Origin of the sequence: Leucobacter triazinivorans (assembly GCF_004208635.1) — a bacterium.
GTDB lineage: Bacteria > Actinomycetota > Actinomycetes > Actinomycetales > Microbacteriaceae > Leucobacter > Leucobacter triazinivorans.
Map to the genome: position 1 here is coordinate 2,456,020 of NZ_CP035806.1, position 18,274 is coordinate 2,474,293.

Annotated in this window: 16 protein-coding genes; 11 read left to right on the forward strand and 5 right to left on the reverse strand. The window is 70.2% G+C overall.

Features of this window, described 5'->3' with window-relative positions:
- Positions 1–47 precede the first annotated feature (47 nt).
- On the reverse strand, positions 48–1,178 hold the full coding sequence (locus tag EVS81_RS11160) for a mannose-1-phosphate guanylyltransferase (RefSeq protein WP_130110453.1): 1,131 nt from the start codon (positions 1,176–1,178) through the stop codon (positions 48–50).
- 271 nt (positions 1,179–1,449) lie between these two features.
- On the opposite strand from EVS81_RS11160, the gene sdhC reads away from it, so the two are divergent.
- From sdhC to EVS81_RS11185, 5 genes are read left to right on the forward strand one after another with little or no spacing between them, the layout of a single operon-like run.
- Entirely contained in the window at positions 1,450–1,872 is a 423-nt protein-coding gene (gene sdhC / locus EVS81_RS11165) for a succinate dehydrogenase, cytochrome b556 subunit (protein WP_130110454.1), read from the forward strand.
- A gap of 12 nt (positions 1,873–1,884) precedes the next feature.
- Complete coding sequence (locus EVS81_RS11170) at positions 1,885–2,331, forward strand: succinate dehydrogenase hydrophobic membrane anchor subunit (protein ID WP_130110455.1); 447 nt, start codon at positions 1,885–1,887, stop codon at positions 2,329–2,331.
- Between the two features lie 52 nt (positions 2,332–2,383).
- Positions 2,384–4,216, forward strand: a complete 1,833-nt coding sequence (sdhA, locus tag EVS81_RS11175; RefSeq protein WP_130110456.1) for a succinate dehydrogenase flavoprotein subunit — start codon at positions 2,384–2,386, stop codon at positions 4,214–4,216.
- Positions 4,217–4,219: 3 nt separating this feature from the next.
- Positions 4,220–4,987 (forward strand): succinate dehydrogenase iron-sulfur subunit, encoded by a 768-nt coding sequence (locus EVS81_RS11180; protein WP_130110457.1) that lies wholly within the window; start codon positions 4,220–4,222, stop codon positions 4,985–4,987.
- 40 nt (positions 4,988–5,027) lie between these two features.
- Positions 5,028–6,002, forward strand: coding sequence for a YihY/virulence factor BrkB family protein (locus EVS81_RS11185; protein ID WP_130110458.1), 975 nt, complete (start codon positions 5,028–5,030; stop codon positions 6,000–6,002).
- Between the two features lie 72 nt (positions 6,003–6,074).
- Here the strand turns inward: EVS81_RS11185 and EVS81_RS11190 are convergent, their stop codons facing one another.
- From EVS81_RS11190 to EVS81_RS11205, 4 genes are all read right to left on the reverse strand, one after another.
- Positions 6,075–6,998 (reverse strand): ADP-dependent NAD(P)H-hydrate dehydratase, encoded by a 924-nt coding sequence (locus EVS81_RS11190; protein WP_130110459.1) that lies wholly within the window; start codon positions 6,996–6,998, stop codon positions 6,075–6,077.
- Entirely contained in the window at positions 6,995–8,848 is a 1,854-nt protein-coding gene (locus tag EVS81_RS11195) for a phospho-sugar mutase (protein ID WP_130110460.1), read from the reverse strand. Before EVS81_RS11195 ends, EVS81_RS11190 begins: the two co-directional genes overlap by 4 nt.
- 451 nt (positions 8,849–9,299) lie before the next feature.
- On the reverse strand, positions 9,300–10,460 hold the full coding sequence (locus EVS81_RS11200; protein ID WP_130110461.1) for a PucR family transcriptional regulator: 1,161 nt from the start codon (positions 10,458–10,460) through the stop codon (positions 9,300–9,302).
- Between the two features lie 28 nt (positions 10,461–10,488).
- Positions 10,489–11,718 carry a flavin monoamine oxidase family protein gene (locus tag EVS81_RS11205; RefSeq protein WP_130110462.1) on the reverse strand — a complete coding sequence of 410 codons (1,230 nt, stop codon included), beginning with the start codon at positions 11,716–11,718 and terminating at the stop codon, positions 10,489–10,491.
- A 301-nt stretch (positions 11,719–12,019) separates the two neighbouring features.
- On the opposite strand from EVS81_RS11205, the gene EVS81_RS11210 reads away from it, so the two are divergent.
- From EVS81_RS11210 to EVS81_RS11235, 6 genes are all read left to right on the forward strand, one after another.
- A complete protein-coding gene (locus tag EVS81_RS11210; RefSeq protein WP_130110463.1) occupies positions 12,020–13,147 on the forward strand; it encodes an extracellular solute-binding protein in 1,128 nt (375 codons plus the stop codon).
- 5 nt (positions 13,148–13,152) lie between these two features.
- Positions 13,153–14,070, forward strand: a complete 918-nt coding sequence (locus EVS81_RS11215; protein ID WP_130110464.1) for an ABC transporter permease — start codon at positions 13,153–13,155, stop codon at positions 14,068–14,070.
- The gene (locus tag EVS81_RS11220) at positions 14,070–14,855 is read left to right on the forward strand and encodes an ABC transporter permease (RefSeq protein WP_130110465.1); all 786 of its coding nucleotides are present in this window, start codon (positions 14,070–14,072) and stop codon (positions 14,853–14,855) included. Before EVS81_RS11215 ends, EVS81_RS11220 begins: the two co-directional genes overlap by 1 nt.
- 5 nt (positions 14,856–14,860) lie before the next feature.
- Positions 14,861–16,042, forward strand: coding sequence for an ABC transporter ATP-binding protein (locus tag EVS81_RS11225; protein ID WP_130110466.1), 1,182 nt, complete (start codon positions 14,861–14,863; stop codon positions 16,040–16,042).
- Positions 16,043–16,462: 420 nt separating this feature from the next.
- The gene (locus EVS81_RS11230) at positions 16,463–17,833 is read left to right on the forward strand and encodes an NAD(P)/FAD-dependent oxidoreductase (RefSeq protein WP_130110467.1); all 1,371 of its coding nucleotides are present in this window, start codon (positions 16,463–16,465) and stop codon (positions 17,831–17,833) included.
- A 77-nt stretch (positions 17,834–17,910) separates the two neighbouring features.
- The gene (locus tag EVS81_RS11235) at positions 17,911–18,267 is read left to right on the forward strand and encodes a cupin domain-containing protein (protein ID WP_130110468.1); all 357 of its coding nucleotides are present in this window, start codon (positions 17,911–17,913) and stop codon (positions 18,265–18,267) included.
- Positions 18,268–18,274: the final 7 nt, after the last annotated feature.

The window sequence follows — 18,274 nt, forward strand, 5'->3', positions numbered from 1 at the left end:
GGATGACCGGGTGGCGCGCAGGATGACCGGGTGGCGCCGGTCCCGGCTCAGAGCAGGTGGCCGCCCCCGGTCACCTTCATCCGGTTCACGAGGTTCTTGACGTCCTGGGCCCGGCTCTTGGACGTGACGAGCAGCACGTCGGCCGTGTCGACCACCACCACGTCCTCCACCCCCACGAGCGCCACGAGGCGGTCGCTCTCGGAGACCACGATGCCGCTCGACGCGTCCGAGAGCACCTGGGCCCCGTCGCCGAGCACGGCGAGGTCGCTGCCCCGGCCGCGCGTGAGCAGGTTGGCGACGGACGCGAAGTCGCCCACGTCGTCCCAGTCGAAGTGCGCGGCGACGCAGACCATCTTGCCCGCCGCCGCCGCGGGCTCGGCGACCGTGTAGTCGATCGCGATCTTCGGCAGCGCGGGCCACAGGCGCTCCCGCACCTCGGCGCCGCGCTCCGTGTTCCAGGTCGCAGCGATCTCGCGCAGCGAGCGGACCAGCTCGGGCTCGGCGAGTGCCATCTGGTCGAGCAGCACTGTCGCGCGGGCGATGAACATGCCCGCGTTCCAGAGGTAGCCGCCGTGCGCCAGGTACTCGCCCGCCTGCGCGGCGTCGGGCTTCTCGACGAACTCGGTCACGTCGTAGACGTCGAACGGGGCGAGGTCGCCGCGCGCGCGGCCGCAGGAGATGTAGCCGAAGCCGGTGGCCGGATGCGACGGGTGGATGCCGATGGTCGCGATGTACCCCTGGTCGGCGGCCTGCACCGCCGTCGTCACCGCGCGCTGGAAGAGCACGTCGCCGCGGATCACGTGATCGGCGGCGAAGGAGCCGAGGATCGCGTCGGGATCGCGCAGCTCCAGCAGAGCGGCGGCGAGACCGATCGCTGCGGAGGAGTCCTTCGGCTCGCTCTCGGTGATGAGGTTCTCGGACCGGAGCTCGGGCAGCTGGTCGACCACCGAGTCGCGGTGGGTCACCCCGGTCACCACCAGCACGCGCTCGGGAGGCGCGATGGGGGCGAGGCGATCCCACGTGGCCCGCAGCAGCGAGTCTCCCGAGCCGGTGAGATCGAGCAGGAACTTCGGGGCGTTGGCCCGCGACAGCGGCCACAGGCGGGAACCGACGCCGCCGGCCGGGATCACGCACGTGAAGCTCTCGAGTGCTGGGGTGCTGCTGCTCGCCTCGGTCATGCGATACAGACTACCTCCGCTGCGCGGGCCGGCGGGGTGGCGCCTGAGACGGAGGGCCGTTCCGCGCGCCCGCCGCGGCGCGGCCGGAGGTCATCAGAGGAATGAGTGCCGCGTGCGAACGCCGAGCGTGCCGAGGGCCTATCGGAATGGTGCCATAATGGGATGCGGCGGATTCTCAGCAACGCCCTGTGCGGAGTGCACTCGAGCGCGCTGGGTCCGCGTTGTCAGCCGGGGAGCAGGGCTCCTCGAAGCAGGACTAAGGAGGAAGCCCGTGTCAGCCCAAACGGCAGAGGTCGCACCCGCGGCGAAGCAGAAGAGCCGCCCGGGCGGTACGCTCTATCGCGGCAACGAGGGCATGTGGTCGTGGGTGCTGCACCGCATCACGGGCGTCGCCATCTTCTTCTTCCTCCTCGTGCACGTGCTCGATACCGCGCTCATCCGGGTCAGCCCCGAGGCGTACAACGCGGTGATGCACACCTACAAGACCCCGATCATGGGTCTCGGCGAGGCGGCGCTGGTCGCGGCGATCGTGTTCCACGCCTACAACGGCATCCGCATCATCCTCGTCGACTACTGGCGTAAGGGCGCGCAGTACCAGCGCGCGATGTTCTGGATCGTGATCGCGGCCTGGGCGATCACGATGGCCGGCTTCCTGCCGCGTCACCTGATGAACGTGTTCGGGCACTCGGCCTAGGGAGATCAAGACATGACGATGACGATTGAGGCTCCGCGCTCGAGCACCCCCGCGAAGAAGCGCACCAACTGGGAGAAGTGGGGCTGGATCTACATGCGCGTCTCCGGCGTGCTGCTCCTGGTGCTCGTCTTCGGGCACCTCGCATCCAACCTGCTGTTCACCGAGGGCGGCGTGCACGCCATCAACTTCGGCTTCGTGGCCGGCAAGCTGGCGAGCCCGTTCTGGCAGATCTGGGACACGCTGCTGCTGTGGCTCGCCCTCATCCACGGCGCCAACGGCATGCGCACGATCGTGAACGACTACGTCGAGCGCCCCGGTCTCGCGAAGACCTTCAAGGTGCTGCTGTTCCTCTCCGCGGCACTGCTGATCCTGCTCGGCACATTCGTGATCTACACGCTCGATCCGTGCCCCGCCGGCGCCGACCCCGCGCTCGTCGCCTCCTTCTGCACGGCCTCGTAGTCGGCGATCCGCGCGCATCGCAGGTTGTTTCGAATCGAAGAATAGGACTCTCGTGACCACAGACACCCATCAGGGCGAGGAAGTGACCGTCAAGGACGGCGTCATCTACCACCAGTTCGACGTCGTGATCGTCGGCGCGGGCGGCGCGGGCATGCGCGCGGCGATCGAGGCAGCGCCCAAGGCGAAGACCGCGGTCATCACCAAGCTCTACCCCACCCGTTCGCACACCGGCGCAGCGCAGGGCGGCATGGCCGCGGCGCTCGCCAATGTCGAAGAGGACAACTGGGAGTGGCACACCTTCGACACCGTCAAGGGCGGTGACTACCTCGTCGACCAGGACGCTGCCGAGATCCTCGCCCGGGAGGCGATCGACGCGGTCATCGACCTCGAGAACATGGGCCTCCCCTTCAACCGCACGCCCGAGGGCAAGATCGACCAGCGCCGCTTCGGCGGCCACACCCGCGATCACGGCAAGGCCGCGGTGCGCCGCGCGTGCTACGCGGCCGATCGCACGGGGCACATGATCCTGCAGACGCTCTTCCAGAACTGCGTGAAGCTGGGCGTCAACTTCTTCAACGAGTACTACGTGCTCGACCTCGTGATGACCGAGACCGACGGCGTGAAGCGCCCCTCGGGCGTGGTCGCCTACGAGCTCGCAACGGGCGATCTGCACGTCTTCCAGGCCAAGTCCATCGTGTTCGCCACGGGCGGCTTCGGCAAGATCTTCAAGACCACCTCGAATGCGCACACCCTCACGGGCGACGGCGTCGGCATCGTCTGGCGCAAGGGGCTGCCGCTCGAGGACATGGAGTTCTACCAGTTCCACCCGACCGGGCTGGCCGGGCTCGGGATCCTGCTCACCGAGGGCGCCCGTGGCGAGGGCGCGATCCTGCGCAACGCATCGGGCGAGCGCTTCATGGAGCGCTACGCCCCCACCATCAAGGACCTGGCGCCCCGCGATATCGTGGCCCGCTCGATGGTGCAGGAGGTGCTCGACGGCCGCGGCGCCGGCCCGCACAAGGACTACGTGTACCTCGACTGCACCCACCTGGGCGCAGAGGTGCTCGAGACCAAGCTGCCCGACATCACCGAGTTCGCGCGCACCTACCTGGGCGTCGACCCCGTCACCGAGCCCGTGCCCGTGTTCCCCACGGCGCACTACGCGATGGGCGGCATCCCTACGAACAACGACGCCGAGGTGCTGAGCGACAACACCACCGTGGTGCCCGGACTCTACGCCGCCGGCGAGTGCGCCTGCGTGTCGGTGCACGGGTCGAATCGCCTCGGCACCAACTCGCTGCTCGACATCAACGTGTTCGGCAAGCGCAGCGGCAACAACGCAGCGGACTACGCCAGTCGCGCCGACTTCGTGCCGCTGCCCGAGGACCCCGCGAAGGAGGTGCGTGAGCTGGTCGAGGGCTTCCGCACCGGCAGCGGCACCGAGCGCATCGCCGATCTGCGCCGGGAGCTGCAGGAGGCCATGGACCGCGGTGCGCAGGTGTTCCGCACCGAGGAGTCGCTCACCGAGGTGCTCCGCGTGATCCACGATCTGCGCGTGCGCTACCTGAACGTGGGGGTGCAGGACCGCGGCAAGCGCTACAACACCGACCTGCTCGAGGCCATCGAGCTCGGCTTCCTGCTCGACCTGGCCGAGGTGCTCACCTACACGGCGCGCAATCGGCGCGAGAGCCGCGGCGGGCACATGCGCGACGACTACCCCAACCGCGACGACGAGCAGTACATGCAGCACACCATGGCGTACCTCGCGGGCGACCCGCACTCGGCGAACCCCGAGGACCACATCCGCCTCGACTGGAAGCCGGTGGTCGTGACGAGGAACGAGCAGGGCGAGTTGAGGTACCCGCCCCTGGAGAGGAAGTACTAGGCGATGAGCACTGCAACCGCTGAGGCGACGGTCACGGACGCCCCCGAGGCGCCGAAGCCGTTCACGGTCACCCTCCTCGTCCGGCGCTACGACCCCGAGTCGGAGCGCGAGGCCTACTGGGAGGACTTCGACGTCGAGATGTATCCGACGGATCGCATCCTCGACGCCCTGCACCGCATCAAGTGGGATCAGGACGGCTCGCTGTCGTTCCGCCGCTCCTGCGCGCACGGCATCTGCGGCTCCGACGCGATGCGCATCAATGGGCGCAACCGCCTGGCCTGCAAGACGCTGATCAAGGATCTCGACATCTCGAAGCCGATCTACGTCGAAGCCATCAAGGGCCTGCCCCTCGAGAAGGACCTGATCGTCGACATGGAGCCGTTCTTCGCGGCGTACCGCGAGGTGCAGCCGTTCCTCGTGTCGAACACGGCACCGGCGCCGGGCAAGGAGCGCGTGCAGTCGATCGACGATCGCGAGCGGTTCGACGACACGACCAAGTGCATCCTGTGCGCGGCCTGCACTACCTCCTGCCCGGTGTTCTGGACCGACGGGCAGTACTTCGGCCCCGCGGCGATCGTCAACGCGCACCGCTTCATCTTCGACTCGCGCGATGAGAATGCCCAGGTGCGTCTCGACATCCTCAACGACACCGAGGGCGTCTGGCGCTGCCGCACCACCTTCAACTGCACCGACGCGTGCCCGCGCGGCATCCAGGTCACGAAGGCGATCGCCGAGGTCAAGGCCGCGATCCGCACCGGCAAGACCGCCTGACGCGCGAACCCGCCGGGCGGTCGCCCGCTAGCATGGCCCCATGACGACGCCCCGAACTTCTTCGCCGCCCAGCGCGGACGAGGAGTCCGGGGCGTCGCGTGTGTCCGAACTGGTCGCCGAGGGTCGCCAGCGGTGGGCCTGGGCGCAGCGGCTGCGGCCCTGGCGCGCCTTCTCGCACTTCACCGACGTGGGCGGCAGCGTGCTCTCCGGCGGCATGAGCTACCAGGCGCTCTTCGCCGTCTTCGCGGGCCTGTGGGTGGGATTCGGCATCCTCGGCATCATGCTGCGGGACCGGCCCGAACTGCTGGACTCGCTCGTCACGCAGATCAACGCCTTCGTTCCCGGCCTGCTCGCCGAGGACGGTCGCGACGGCGCGGTGGAGCTCGACACCCTGCTGCAGGCCCGGGCGCTCAACTGGACCAGTCTGGTCGCCGGCGCATCGCTGCTGTGGGTGGCGCTCAACTGGTTCACCGGCACGCGACGGTCGATCCGCATCATCTTCGGCCTCGAGGTCAAACGGTACCGCAACGCGCTGCTGCTCAAGCTGCGCGACTTCGTGCTGGCGATCTGCTTCTTCGCGGCGATCATCGTCTCCGCGGGCTTGACGGTGCTCAGCTCGAACCTCACGGATCTCGTCTTCTCCTGGCTCGGCGCCGACCCCGACACCTGGTTCCTCGGCTGGCTCGGCACGCTGGTGCGCTACGGCGCGATGCTCGTCTTCGACATCCTCGTGCTCATCGCGATGCATCGCTTCCTGGCGGAGGTGCGCATGCCGTGGTGGAAGCTGATCAGAGGCTGCGCGCTGGGCGGGCTCGCGATGCTCGGCCTGAAGGTGCTCGGCAACGCGTTGCTGGGCGGCGCGTCGAGCAATCCGCTCCTCGCATCGTTCGCGGTGATCATCGGTCTGCTGCTGTGGTTCAACCTCATCTGCCGCACGCTCTTGCTCACCTCGGCCTGGATCGCGACGGGCCTCGACCGCGAACTGGGGCGCCCCGAGCCGGAGGCCGCGGGGTAGCGCGCTCGGCGTCTCCGGGCGAGGGCGGTGCACACGCGAGACGCGGCGGGCCGCTCAGACGAGCGCGACCGCTCAGACGAGCGCGCGCCAGGCGGCAGGGATCGCCTGCGCGACATCGCCCGCGGTGATCGGCCGACCCGCGGCGGTAGCGGCGGGATCGCCCGAGGCGGTGCGCGCCGCGGCATCGTGGAGCACTGCGGCCGTAGCGCCGAGCGGCCCGAGCGACTCCCGGTCGTCGCGCACCTCCGCGCTGCGTGCGGCCACGAGGGCGCCGAGGATCCCGGCGAGCACGTCGCCCGTCCCCGCGCTCGCGAGCCAGGGGGTCGCCGGGCCGCAGCTGAGCACGCGCCCGCCGGGGGACGCGATCAAGGTGAGGGAGCCCTTGAGCAGCAGCGTCGCGTCGAGCCGCTCGGCGAGGCGCCGGGCGGCCTCCTGCCGCGCGGCAGCACCGTTTCCGCCGGCTTCGGCGTCTGCGGGGGGCCGAGCGACCCATTCGCGCGGCAGCGGGGCGCGCATGGTGCGCTCCCACAGGCGCTCGAACTCGCCCGCGTGCGGCGTGAGGATCAGTGGCGCGCGATCCGCACTCGGGCGGGGCACCAGATCCAGCGCACCCGCGTCGACCACGACGGGCGCGGAGCCGTGCAGCAGCTCGAGCAGCTCGGACTGTTCGAGCGCGGAGCGAGCGGCGGGGTCCGTGCCCGATCCGATGACCCAGGCGTCGCAGCGGCCCGGTCCGAAGACGGTCTCCGGATGCGCCGCGAGCACGGCCGCCGCGGGGGCCGGCAGCCCGTAGGGCGGATCCTCGTCGTGCCCGGGCAGATAGCGCACCATCCCGGCCCCGGTGCGCCAGGCGGCGGATGCGCCGAGCACCGCGGCCCCGGGATACCGGGCCGATCCGGTGCGCAGGCCGAGCACGCCGCGCCGATACTTGTCGTCGTGCGCGCCCGGGCGCCGCAGCCGCTCGGCCGCGTGCTCCCGGGTCCAGTGCTCGGTCACCGGTGCGGAGTCCCCGCGTCGGCCGCGCGCCGCTGCAGCTGCTCCAAGGAGTCGCGCACGGCGGCCTCGAGTTCGCCGAGTGCGCGTTCGGCCGCCGCGCGGCGCTGGTCGGCCGAGCCCTCGTCGCTGAAGGTGTCGAGATAGACCTTCAGCTTGGGCTCGGTGCCGCTGGGCCGGATCATCACGCGCGAGCCGTCCGCCAGGTCGTACCGCAGCACGTCTGCGGGGACGGCTGCGGCGCCCGGCACCAGCAGATCCCGGGTCTCGGCAACCGCCGCGTCGCCGAACGCCCGCGGCGGGTCTTGTCGCACGTGCGCCGCGAGCGCGGAGCACGCCGGCATCGATTCGAGGCGCAGCGTCACCTGCGCGCTCGCGAAGTGCCCGAAACGCTCACCGGCCTCGTCGAGCAGATCCCACACCGTGCGCCCCTCCGCGGCCAACTCCCGCACCATCGCGATCGCGTCGGCGCTCGCCGAGATCCCGTCTTTGTCCCGCACGATCGCGGGGTGGGTGAGGTAACCGAGGGCCTCCTCGAATCCGAAGACGAGGTTCGGCACGCGCGAGACCCACTTGAACCCCGACAGCGTCTCGGCGTAGTCGAGGCCGTAGTCGCGGGCGACCGCGCCGAGGGCGGGGGAGGAGACGATGGTGCAGGCGAGGGTGCCGGTCAGGCGCGATCCCGCGCGCGCCGCGGCGACCCGGGCGCGCTCGGCGGCGCGCCAGCCGAGCAGCAGACCGAGTTCGTTGCCCGTCAGCCGGCGGAAGCCCGATCGCTCCTCGGGGTGCGGCAGCGCGATGGCCAGGCGATCCGCATCCGGATCGTGCGCGACGACGAGGTCGGCCGAGGCGTCGCGCGCCGCGCGATAGGCGAGATCGAGGGCGCCCGGTTCTTCGGGGTTGGGGAAGGAGACCGTGGGGAATGCGCCGTCCGGGCGATCCTGCTGCGGCACCGGGATCACCCGCGGCAGGCCGACCGACGTGAAGACTCGACGGGCGATGTCGGATCCCACGCCGTGCATCGCCGTGTAGACGACCGTGAGCCCGGCGTCGGCGCCGACGGCGACGCCGGGGGCCTCGGGCCGCTGCGGCAAGCCCGCGAGCACGGCCGCCGCCGTTTCCGCGACATAGGCGTCGGCCACGCCCGGTCCGAGCACCGCGTAGTCGGTCGCGCGGGGGATCCCGGCGGCCGGCGTCGCAGCTACGGCCTCGATGTGCGCCGCGATCTCGCCGTCCGCCGGCGGCACGATCTGCGAACCGGCGTCGGCGTCGCCGAGATAGACCTTGTACCCGTTGTCGCGCGGCGGGTTGTGGCTGGCGGTGATCATCACCCCGGCCGAGACGCCCAGGTGGCGCACGGCGAACGCGGTGAGCGGGGTGGGCCCCGCCTCGGGGAGCAGGAAGACGCGCACGCCGGCGCCCGCCATGACCTCCGCCGCATCGCGGGCGAAGACGTCGGAGTTGACGCGTCCGTCGTAGCCGATGACGATCGAGGGCGGATCCTCGGCCGCACCCCGCTGCGTCCGCTCGAGCAGGTAGGCCGCGAAGCCGGCGCTCGTCTGCGACACGACGACCCGGTTCATGCGCCGCGGCCCGGCGCCCAGGCGTCCGCGCAGCCCGGCCGTGCCGAAGGCCAGGCGCCCTCCGAAGGCGTCGCCCAGCTCGGAGATCGCGCGGGCGTCGCCCTGCCGGGCCTGGGCCACGAGGCGCCGCGCCTCCGCGCGCGTCTCGGGGTCGATGTCCTGCGCCGCCCATTCGCCGGCTGCGGCGAGCAGCCGCTCCGTCCCGTTCCCCGGCGACGCCGGCGATCCCGCGTCGCTCGCGGGCGACGACCCGATTCCGGGCAGTTCCATCGCGGTCACTCCCTCCCCACGGCATGCGCCGAAGTGTTCTCAAGCTACCACTCGTCGAGCGTCTGCCGCGTCAGGCTCCGGCGGTCGTGTTTCGCCCCGATCCGCGGTCCGGAGTAGGCTGCCTGCTGTACGTCGTCTCCCGTGTCGTCGGCCCCGCAGGTCGAGCGAGCGTGGCGAGTCGAAACCTGCGGAGCGGGTGCATCGACTCAGCTCCGCCTCGAGAACTCGATCAGCGGGGCTGATGCTCGCCGCCGAGACCTCTCGCCCCGATCCTCGTCGAAAGGAACCCGCCATGTGCGCTCCCGTGCGCTGCTCCGACTGCGGCAAGACCACCTGGGCCGGGTGCGGTCTGCACATCGAGGAGGCCCTCGCCGGCGTGGCCGAGGAGCAGCGCTGCGCCTGCCCGCGGTGATCGCGGCGTGACGGGCCCCGACCGCCGGGCGTACCGACCCTAGCCGTCGTCGCTTCCCGGCGCGTGGGGCGCCGTGTCGTTCGGCTCGAGGTCTCCGCAGCCGATGGCGGCCTGCACTGCGAGCCAGCACTCCGCGGTGTCCTCGATCGACGACAGGTCGCGGTCGATGATCTTCTCGATGCGCGAGACCCGGGCGATGAGCGTCTGCCGGTGCACGTAGAGCCGCTCGGCGGCGCGCACCCAGCTGCGGTTCTCCTCCAGGAAGACCCGCAGCGTCTGCGTGAGCGAGGTGCCGCGCTGCTCGTCGTAGGTGCGCAGCGGGCCGAGCACCTGGCGGGCGATGCCCCGGAGCTGGTCGGCGTCGTTGGGGAGGAAGAGCGACGCGGTCGTGTTCTCCTCGAAGCGCAGCACGCGGCCGGACTGGTGATTGCGGATCAGGGCGCTGCGCGCCTGCCGGTGCGCGGTGGGCAGATCCTCGAGCTGGTGGAAGGGGGCGCTCACCCCGATGCGCCCGGTCTCGCCGGTCAGCGACTCGAGCACGCGGTCGACGCGCTCGGCGGCATCGGTGAGGATGAGCACCTGCCCGTCTTTGATAGTCGCGAGTGCCGGCACCCGATGCGCCGCGAACGCCGCGTGCACCCCGTCCAGGGCGGTGCGCACGTCGTCGTTCTCGGTTACGGCGAGCTGGTAGGGAGGCTCGACGTCGTAGGTGGCGACGAGCCGGGCGGCGGGTTCGGACGGTACGGAGCCGCCGCACAGCTCGGCCAGCAGCAGCGATCCGTGCAGCTGCTCGGCCTGACGCGCCCGCGCCGTGCGCTCGGCCTGGCCGGCTTCGGCGACCGCCATGGCCAGCGAGACGAATCGCACCTCGTGCTCGGTCTGCAGCACCGGGAAGCCGATCTCCGCTGCGTGGGCCAGCGCGCGGTCGGCGAGCGGCGTCTCGGGCATGATCGCGTCGATCGCGACCGCCGCGATCCCCGCCGCGTGCATCCCGTCGAGGTACGCGCACTGCTCGTCGGCGGTCGCCGGCAGGCCGATCCCCGTCGTCATCACGAGGGCGCCGCGACCGAGCCACTTCCACGGCTCGGGCAGTTCGCACACGTGCGCCCACGTGATCGCGCGGTCCTCACCCACCCCCGGCGTCAATGAGATCGTGCCCGCCGAGGGAAGTGCGAGGAGCGACCCGACGGTGAAGGTCATGTGCCCAGAATACGGCCGTCGTCGCGCGTCATCGCGTCAGCCCCGAGCTGAGCGCGGCGGCGGCCCGGTACCCGGAGGCGACCGCTCCCGAGAGCGACTGCGCGAGCCCGGTGTGCTCGCCGGCGATCGCCACCCGTCCCGCGGGGCGGTCGAAGGCCGTCGCATCCGCCGCGGTCCAGTCGAGCCCGGCCGCGGTGTAGGACCCGCGGGTCCAGGGATCGTCAGCCCAGGTCGTGAGCAGGGGCTCGCCGTCGATCTCGAGCTCCGGACGCATCCCCTGCAGAGCCCGCACCCACCCGTCCGGGCCCTCCGTCACGCGAAGAGCATCGAGGGCGAAGGGGCCGCCGGCGAATGAGGAGAGCGCGTCGATGCGGTGCTCGCCGTCGATCGAGAGCGAGCGCCACGACCACCAGGTGTGGTCGGGGTGCTGGAGCGCGATGTCGTCGTCGACGCGCTTCAGCGGCACGCCCAGCTTCGCTGCGACGCCCATGAAGCGGTGATCCAGCGCCAGCTGCTGCGCCTCGGGCAGCGCGAATCCGAGCTCGAGTTCGCGCAGGATCGGCAGCGGTACGGCCACGACGGCGGCGTCTGCGTCGATCCGGGTCCCGTCGTTCAGCCGCACCTGCACCCCGGACGCCGTCTGCTCGACGCCGGAGACCGGGTGCTCGAGGCGCACGCGATCGCCGAGGCGGCGCGCCAGCTCGATCGCGAGCGCCTGGTTGCCGCCGACGAACCGGGCGCCGTCCTCGATGTAGCCGTCGACGGTCGAGGACTCGTGCAGCAGCACCGCCTCGGCGCTGATGCGGCTCGGGTCGGCGGCGGCAGACGTGGTGGTGCGGCGATAGACGGGATCGAGGCGGTAGTCGGCCCCGAGCGCCTCGGCGAAGGCGCGCTCGAGCGACACGCGGGACTCCCCGTCCGCGAGCATCCGGGCGAGCGTCGCGCGCACCCGCTCGCCGGTCTCGGCGAGCTCCGCGAACGAGATCACGCGACCATCGACCGTGCGCCGGCCGTACCGCACGTTGTGCGACATGAGGGGCACGCCGACCTCGGCGGCGAGGCGGCGGATCGGGAACTCCGTGGGGAAGACGTACTCGCCGCCCCGCTCGGTGATCTCGCCGTTGCCCAGGCGCTCCGACCAGGTGCGTCCGCCGACCCGGTTGCGGGCCTCGAGCACCGTGCAGGCGTGCCCGGCCTTGCCGAGCTCCCACGCTGCGGTGAGTCCCGCGAGCCCGGCTCCGATGACGACGATGTCCATGCCTGTTCCTCCTCGAACTGCGAGCGATGCCGGTTCCATGCTAGGGATGGGGCCGCGATCGGGGGCTCGGAAATCGGCTTGATCGGCCGAATCCTTATGTTCGTACCACTGAGGATCGAGCGGATGTACGAATCTATGAAAGATGGCCCGAGCGGTAACGAAGAGGTAACGGGGGCCCGGTGGGCGGGCCCGCGCGCTGCTAGCTTCGGTGGCACCCGCCGGGCTTCCGAACCCTGTGGAGGCGCCCGAGGCGAGGCGCCCCGCCGGCGGGCACCACGATCACGATGAGGTGAGGAAACACATGTCCACTCTGAAGAACCCCAAGACCCGCCGGGGGCTCGCGCTCCTCGCGGGCTCTGCGGCGCTGGCGCTCACCCTGGTGGGCTGCAGCGGCGGAGGAAACGACGAGCCGGCTCCCGAGCGCGATCTGGGCACGCCGGTCGCGGGCGAGATCGAGGCGGGGGTGCTCGACGGCGTGACCCTGACGTTCGCCGGCTCGGGCGGGATCTTCCAGGAGGGCCAGACGGAGGCGCTCTGGGACCCGTTCGCCGCGGCATCCGGCGCGATGTTCACCCAGGACGCCTTCGACGCGGGCAAGCTCAAGGCGATGGTTGACAGCGGCAACGTCAGCTGGGACATCGTCAACACCTCGCAGTTCGACACGGCCCGCGGCTGCGGCACGCTCTACGAGGAGTACGACTACGACCAGGTCGACACCTCGAACGTACCCGAGGAGCTCATCACCGACGCCTGCATGGTGCCGCAGATCCTCTACGGCCTCGTGGTCGTCTACAACACCGATGCGTTCGGCGACGACCCGCCCACGAGCGCGGCCGATTTCTTCGACACCGAGAAGTTCCCGGGCAAGCGCACGGTCAGCCAGTCCACCTACGTCGACCCGCAGACGATCGAGTTCGCCCTGCTGGCCGATGGCCGCTCCGTCGACGATCTGACGGTCGACGACATCGCCACGGGAATGGACAAGTACAAGGCCCTCGGCGACGACGTCATCGGCTGGACGACCGGGGCGCAGGCGCAGCAGCAGCTCGAGGCGGGCGAGGCCGTGATGGGGCTCGTCTGGTCGGGTCGCGGCTACGGCGCCGCGGCGGCCGGAGCCCCCGTCGCCCCGATGTGGGACGAGTGGATGATCATGGTCGACTCGAACGGCATCCCGAAGGGGGTCTCCGACAAGCAGGCCGCGCTCGCCGCGGTCAACTACTCGATCGGCGCCGAGCAGCAGGCCGAGATGACCGAGCTCACCTCCTACGCCGGGGTGAACAGCGAGGCCCGCCCCGACGTCGACGACCAGCTCGCCGAGTGGCTCGTGACCGAGCATCTCGATACCGGCGTCTCGCCCAACATCGACTTCTGGGTCGACAACTACGACGCGCTGTCGGCGACCTGGGCCGCCTGGGCGACGGGCAACTGATCACCGTGACCGAAACCACCGTCACCGAGGCCGTCGCCGCGCAGAGCGGCGACGTCCTCGGTGCGGACCCCGGGATGCGGAAGCGGCGGGGGCCGAAGAACTGGCGCCCGCTCCTGCTGCTCATCCCGGCGTTCGTGATCGTCTCGCTCTTCTTCTTGGCGCCCCTGATCGATGTCTTCATCCGATCGGTCACCGATCCGCAGCCGGGCCTGCAGAACTACGTCTGGCTCTTCACCACCGAGGCCAACCTCACGGTGGTGATCCGCACCTTCGGCACCGCGATCCTCGTCACGATCGTCTGCCTCGTGCTGGCCTACCCCTACGCGTACCTCATGACCATCGTCTCGGATCGCACGCGCAACATGATGCAGCTGTTCATCATGATGCCGCTGTGGACGTCGATCCTCGTGCGCACTCTGGCCTGGATGGTGCTGCTGCAGGACACGGGCCCCATCAACGGGCTGCTGGCCGCGTGGTTCGGGATCGGCCCGATCCCGCTGATCCGCACCACGTTCGGCGTGGCGCTCGGCATGTGCCAGGTGCTGCTGCCGTTCATGGTGCTGCCGCTGTACTCGTCGATGGCCAAGATCGACAAGCGGCTGCTGCCCGCCGCGTCGAATCTGGGCGCGAATCCCGTGACCGCCTTCTTCACGGTGTACCTGCCGCTGTCGAAGCCCGGCATCTTCTCGGGCGGCGTGACGGTGTTCATCCTGGGCCTTGGCTTCTACATCATCCCAGCGCTGCTCGGATCCTCGAAGGAGATCATGATCTCGGCGCTCATCCAGCAGCAGATCAGCGTGTTCCTGATGTGGGGCCAGGGCACCGCGCTCGGGATCTTCCTGCTCGTGTGCACGATCCTGATCCTCGTGCTGGTATCGCGCTTCAACAAGAACGGCAGCCTGTTCCCGGGGGTGGATCGCTGATGACCACGAAACGTCTGCTGGGCGCCTTCGCGGTGCTCATCGTGCTGTGGCTGATCGTGCCGACGCTGGTGATCGTGCCGATGTCGTTCAACACCGCGACGTCGTTCAACTTTCCCCCGAAGGGCTTCTCGACGCAGTGGTACGAGAACTTCTTCACGGACCCGCTCTGGCTGAAAGCGCTTTTCTCGTCGCTGCAGGTGGCCGTGCTCACGATGCTGGTGGCGACCGCGGTCGGCGTGCTGGCGGCGCTCGGCCTCTCGAAGCTCCGATTCCGGGGCAAGGGGCTGCTCGAGGGCTACTTCCTGCTCCCCCTGATCGTGCCGGGGATCGTGCTGGCCGTGGGGCTCTACTCGCTGTTCCTGCGCATGGACCTGCTGGGCACCCTCCCGGGATTCGTGCTGGCGCACACGATCGTCTCGATGCCGCTCGTCATCACGAACGTGATGGCCTCGCTGCAGGGGCTCGATCCGCGGCTCGAACAGGCGTCGGCCACGCTCGGGGCCGGCAAGGTGCGCACCTTCTTCAGCATCACCCTGCCGCTGATCGCGCCCGGTGTGACGGCCGGCGCGCTGTTCGCCTTCGTCACCTCGTTCGACGAGGTGATCCTGTCACTGTTCATCCAGAGCCCCACACTGCAGACGCTGCCGGTGAAGATCTTCAACAGCGTCACGCAGACCAACGACCCGACGGTGGCGGCGGTAGCGGTGATCACGATGCTCACCTCGGTGGTCGTCATGCTCATCGCCCAGTTCGCCACGAGGAAGAGAAAGCGACCGGTAGCGTGAACGCTATGACCCACAACGACATCCCGGTGCCCGGCGGGCACGAGCAGGAGCTGCGCGACGGGGGGCTGAACACCTCGGCCATCCACGCGATCGGCGAAGCGGGGATCAGCCTGAACCAGGTGACCAAGCGCTACGGCGACAAAGCCGTGGTCGACGAGATCGATCTGGTGATCGAGCCGGGCGAGTTCATGACCTTCCTGGGCCCCTCGGGGTCGGGCAAGACCACCACGCTCAACATGATCGCCGGCTTCACCAGCGTCACCGACGGGCACCTGCACATCTACGGCAAGCCCGTCGCGAAGCTGCCGCCGCACAAGCGCGACATCGGCATGGTGTTCCAGAACTACGCGCTGTTCCCGCACAAGACCGTGTCCGAGAACATCGCCTACCCGCTGCAGCGCCGCAAGCTCTCGAAGGCGCAGCAGAAGGAGCAGGTCGCGGCGGCGCTCGCGATGGTGCGCATGAGCGACTTCGGCGACCGCTACCCGTCGGAGCTCTCGGGCGGTCAGCAGCAGCGCGTCGCCCTCGCGCGAGCGCTCGTCTACGAGCCGCGGGTGCTGCTGATGGACGAGCCGCTCGGCGCGCTCGACAAGAAGCTGCGCGAGTGGCTGCAGACGGAGATCAAGCGCATCCACCGCGAGGTGGGATCCACCTTCGTCTACGTGACGCACGATCAGGAGGAGGCGCTGTCGATGTCGGACCGCATCGCGGTCTTCAACAACGGCAGGATCGAGCAGGTCGGCACGGCCGAGGATCTCTACGAGGCCCCGCAGACGCTGTTCGTCGGGCGCTTCCTCGGCGAGTCCACGGTGCTGCTGGGTCGGGGCGCTCCGGTCGGCGACCGGCAGACCGCGATCGAGGTGGCCGGCCACCGGATCGTCGCCGACGGGCAGAGCCGGCACGAGGATCTGGCGATCCTCATCCGGCCCGAGAATCTGCGGCTGGAGCCCGCGGCGACCGTGCCGTCGGAGCACCAGAACGCGATCCCGGTCACGATCACCGACGTCACCTACCTGGGTGCCTCGCGCCGCTACTCGGTGCGGCTGCCCGACGGCAGCGAGGGCGCGGTGCGCCTGGGGCAGGACGCGCGCATCCATAATCGCGGCGACGAGGTCGCCATGATGTGGGACATCTCGTCCGGCGTGCTGCTCGTCGACACCGGCGAGGCGGGGGAGTCGGCCACGTAGGGGCGGCTCAGCTCCGTTGTCTCGCGCGGGGCGCTCCGTCGTCCTGCGCGGTCGTTTCCGTTGGCGTGCGCGGTCCCCGTCATCCTGCGCGGTCCCCCGTCGTCCTGCGCGGTCCCCCGTCGTCCTGTGCGGTCCCCTGTCATCCTGCGCGGTCCCCCGTCATCCTGCGCGAAGTCGCAGGATCCATAACCGATTGGATCCTGCGACTCGCTGCGCTCGCGCAGGATGACGGAGGGTGCGCTCGCGCAGGATGACGGAGGGTGCGCTCGCGCAGGAAGACGAACGGCCGAGCGAACGCGTCAGCGGCCGGAATCGCCGCTCATGCGGTGATCGGCATGCTGAATCAGTCGCCCTTTTCCATATACAGGCACGAAATCGGTATCGTTGAGCGTGAGGCTCGATGAGGCGGAGGAATCGAAGATGATCAACGGCAATGTGTCCCACTGGTGGGAGCAGATCGGGGAGCCGAAGCAGCGGCCCGAACTGCCCGGGAACATCACGGCGGACGTGGCGATCGTGGGCGCCGGCTACACCGGACTCTGGACCGCCTACTACCTCGCGCAGGCGCGCCCCGATCTGGACATCGTGATCGTGGAGCAGCGGCACGCGGGCTACGGGGCGTCGGGCCGCAACGGCGGCTGGCTGACCTCCGCGATGACGGGCGGCCGGGCGCAGTACGAGCCGACCCATGGACGAGACGCGGCGGAGCGGTTCCAGAGGGCGATGAACGAGACCGTGGACGAGGTGATCCGGGTCGCGGCGGCCGAGGGGATCGACGCCGACATCAAGAAGGGCGGCGAGTTCAACGTCGCCTACACGCCGGCGCAGGAGGCCCGCATCCGGGCGTTCGCGGCCGAGGAGCAGTCCTGGAAGTACACCGATCTCGAGCTGCTGGAGGCCCCCGAGGCGACGGCGAAGATCAACGTGGCGGGGACGCGCGCGGCGGTGTGGCATCCGCATGCGGCGCGGATCCAGCCGGCGAAGCTCGCCGCCGGTCTCGCGGACGCGGTCGAACGCGCCGGCGTGAAGATCTACGAGCGCACGCGCGTCGTCGAGATCGAGCCGCACCGACTGCGCACGACGCACGGCACGGTGTCGGCCGAGTACATCGTGCGGGCCACCGAGGGGTTCACCGCGGGGCTCAAGGGCCTCAAACGGTTGTGGCTGCCGATGAACTCGTCGCTGATCGCGACCGAGCCGCTTGTGCCGGAGGTGTGGGACGAACTGCACTGGAGCGAGGGCGAGGTGCTGGGCGACTTCGCGCACGTGTACATGTACGCGCAGCGCACCGCCGACGACCGGATCGCGATCGGCGGGCGCGGCGTGCCCTACAAGTACGGGTCGCAGACCGACACCGACGGTGAGACCGCGCTCGAGACCGTGGAGACGCTGAGCGAGATCCTGCACCGCTTCTTCCCGGCCACGCGCGGCGCGGCGATCGACCATGTCTGGTCCGGCGTGCTGGGCGTGCCGCGGGACTGGGCGGCCACCGTCGGGCTGGACCGCGAGACGGGGATCGCGTGGGGCGGCGGCTACGTGGGAACCGGGGTGACGTCGACCAACCTGGCCGGGCGCACCATCTCCGACCTGATCCTCGGGCACGACAGCGAGATCGCGGGACTGCCGTGGGTGAACCATCGGGTGCGCAAGTGGGAGCCGGAGCCGTTGCGCTGGATCGCGACGAAGGGTCTCTACGCCGCCTACGGGATGGCGGATCGCACGGAGCTGGCCGGGCGGGAGAAGACCTCCCCGATCGCGCATCTCGCCGATGTCGTCACCGGACGCCACTGAGCTCCCCGCCGGTTGAGCGAGTCGAAGCCGAGTCGAGACCCGATCCGCGCAGCACGATCCTTCAGAAAGGACCACCCATGACCACCACCATCCGCACGCACGCGGTGCACGACACGGCCGCGGTCGACCTCGGACCGCACGCGCCCAAGCCCACGGCCACCACCGACGGGCTCACCGAGGCGGCTGCGAGCACCTGGTCGAACGGCCGCATCGACACCGGGCTCTGGGAGTGCACCCCGGGAGACTTCTCTGCCGAGCGCAACGGTTACACGGAGATCTGCACGATCCTCTCGGGCCGCGTCACGATCGAGGTCGAGGGGCAGGATCCCGAGGAGTTCGGCCCGGGCGACGTCATGGTGATGCCCTCCGGCTGGAAGGGCGTCTGGCGGGTGCACGAGCCGCTGCGCAAGCACTACACCACCATCGACGACTGAGCGCGAT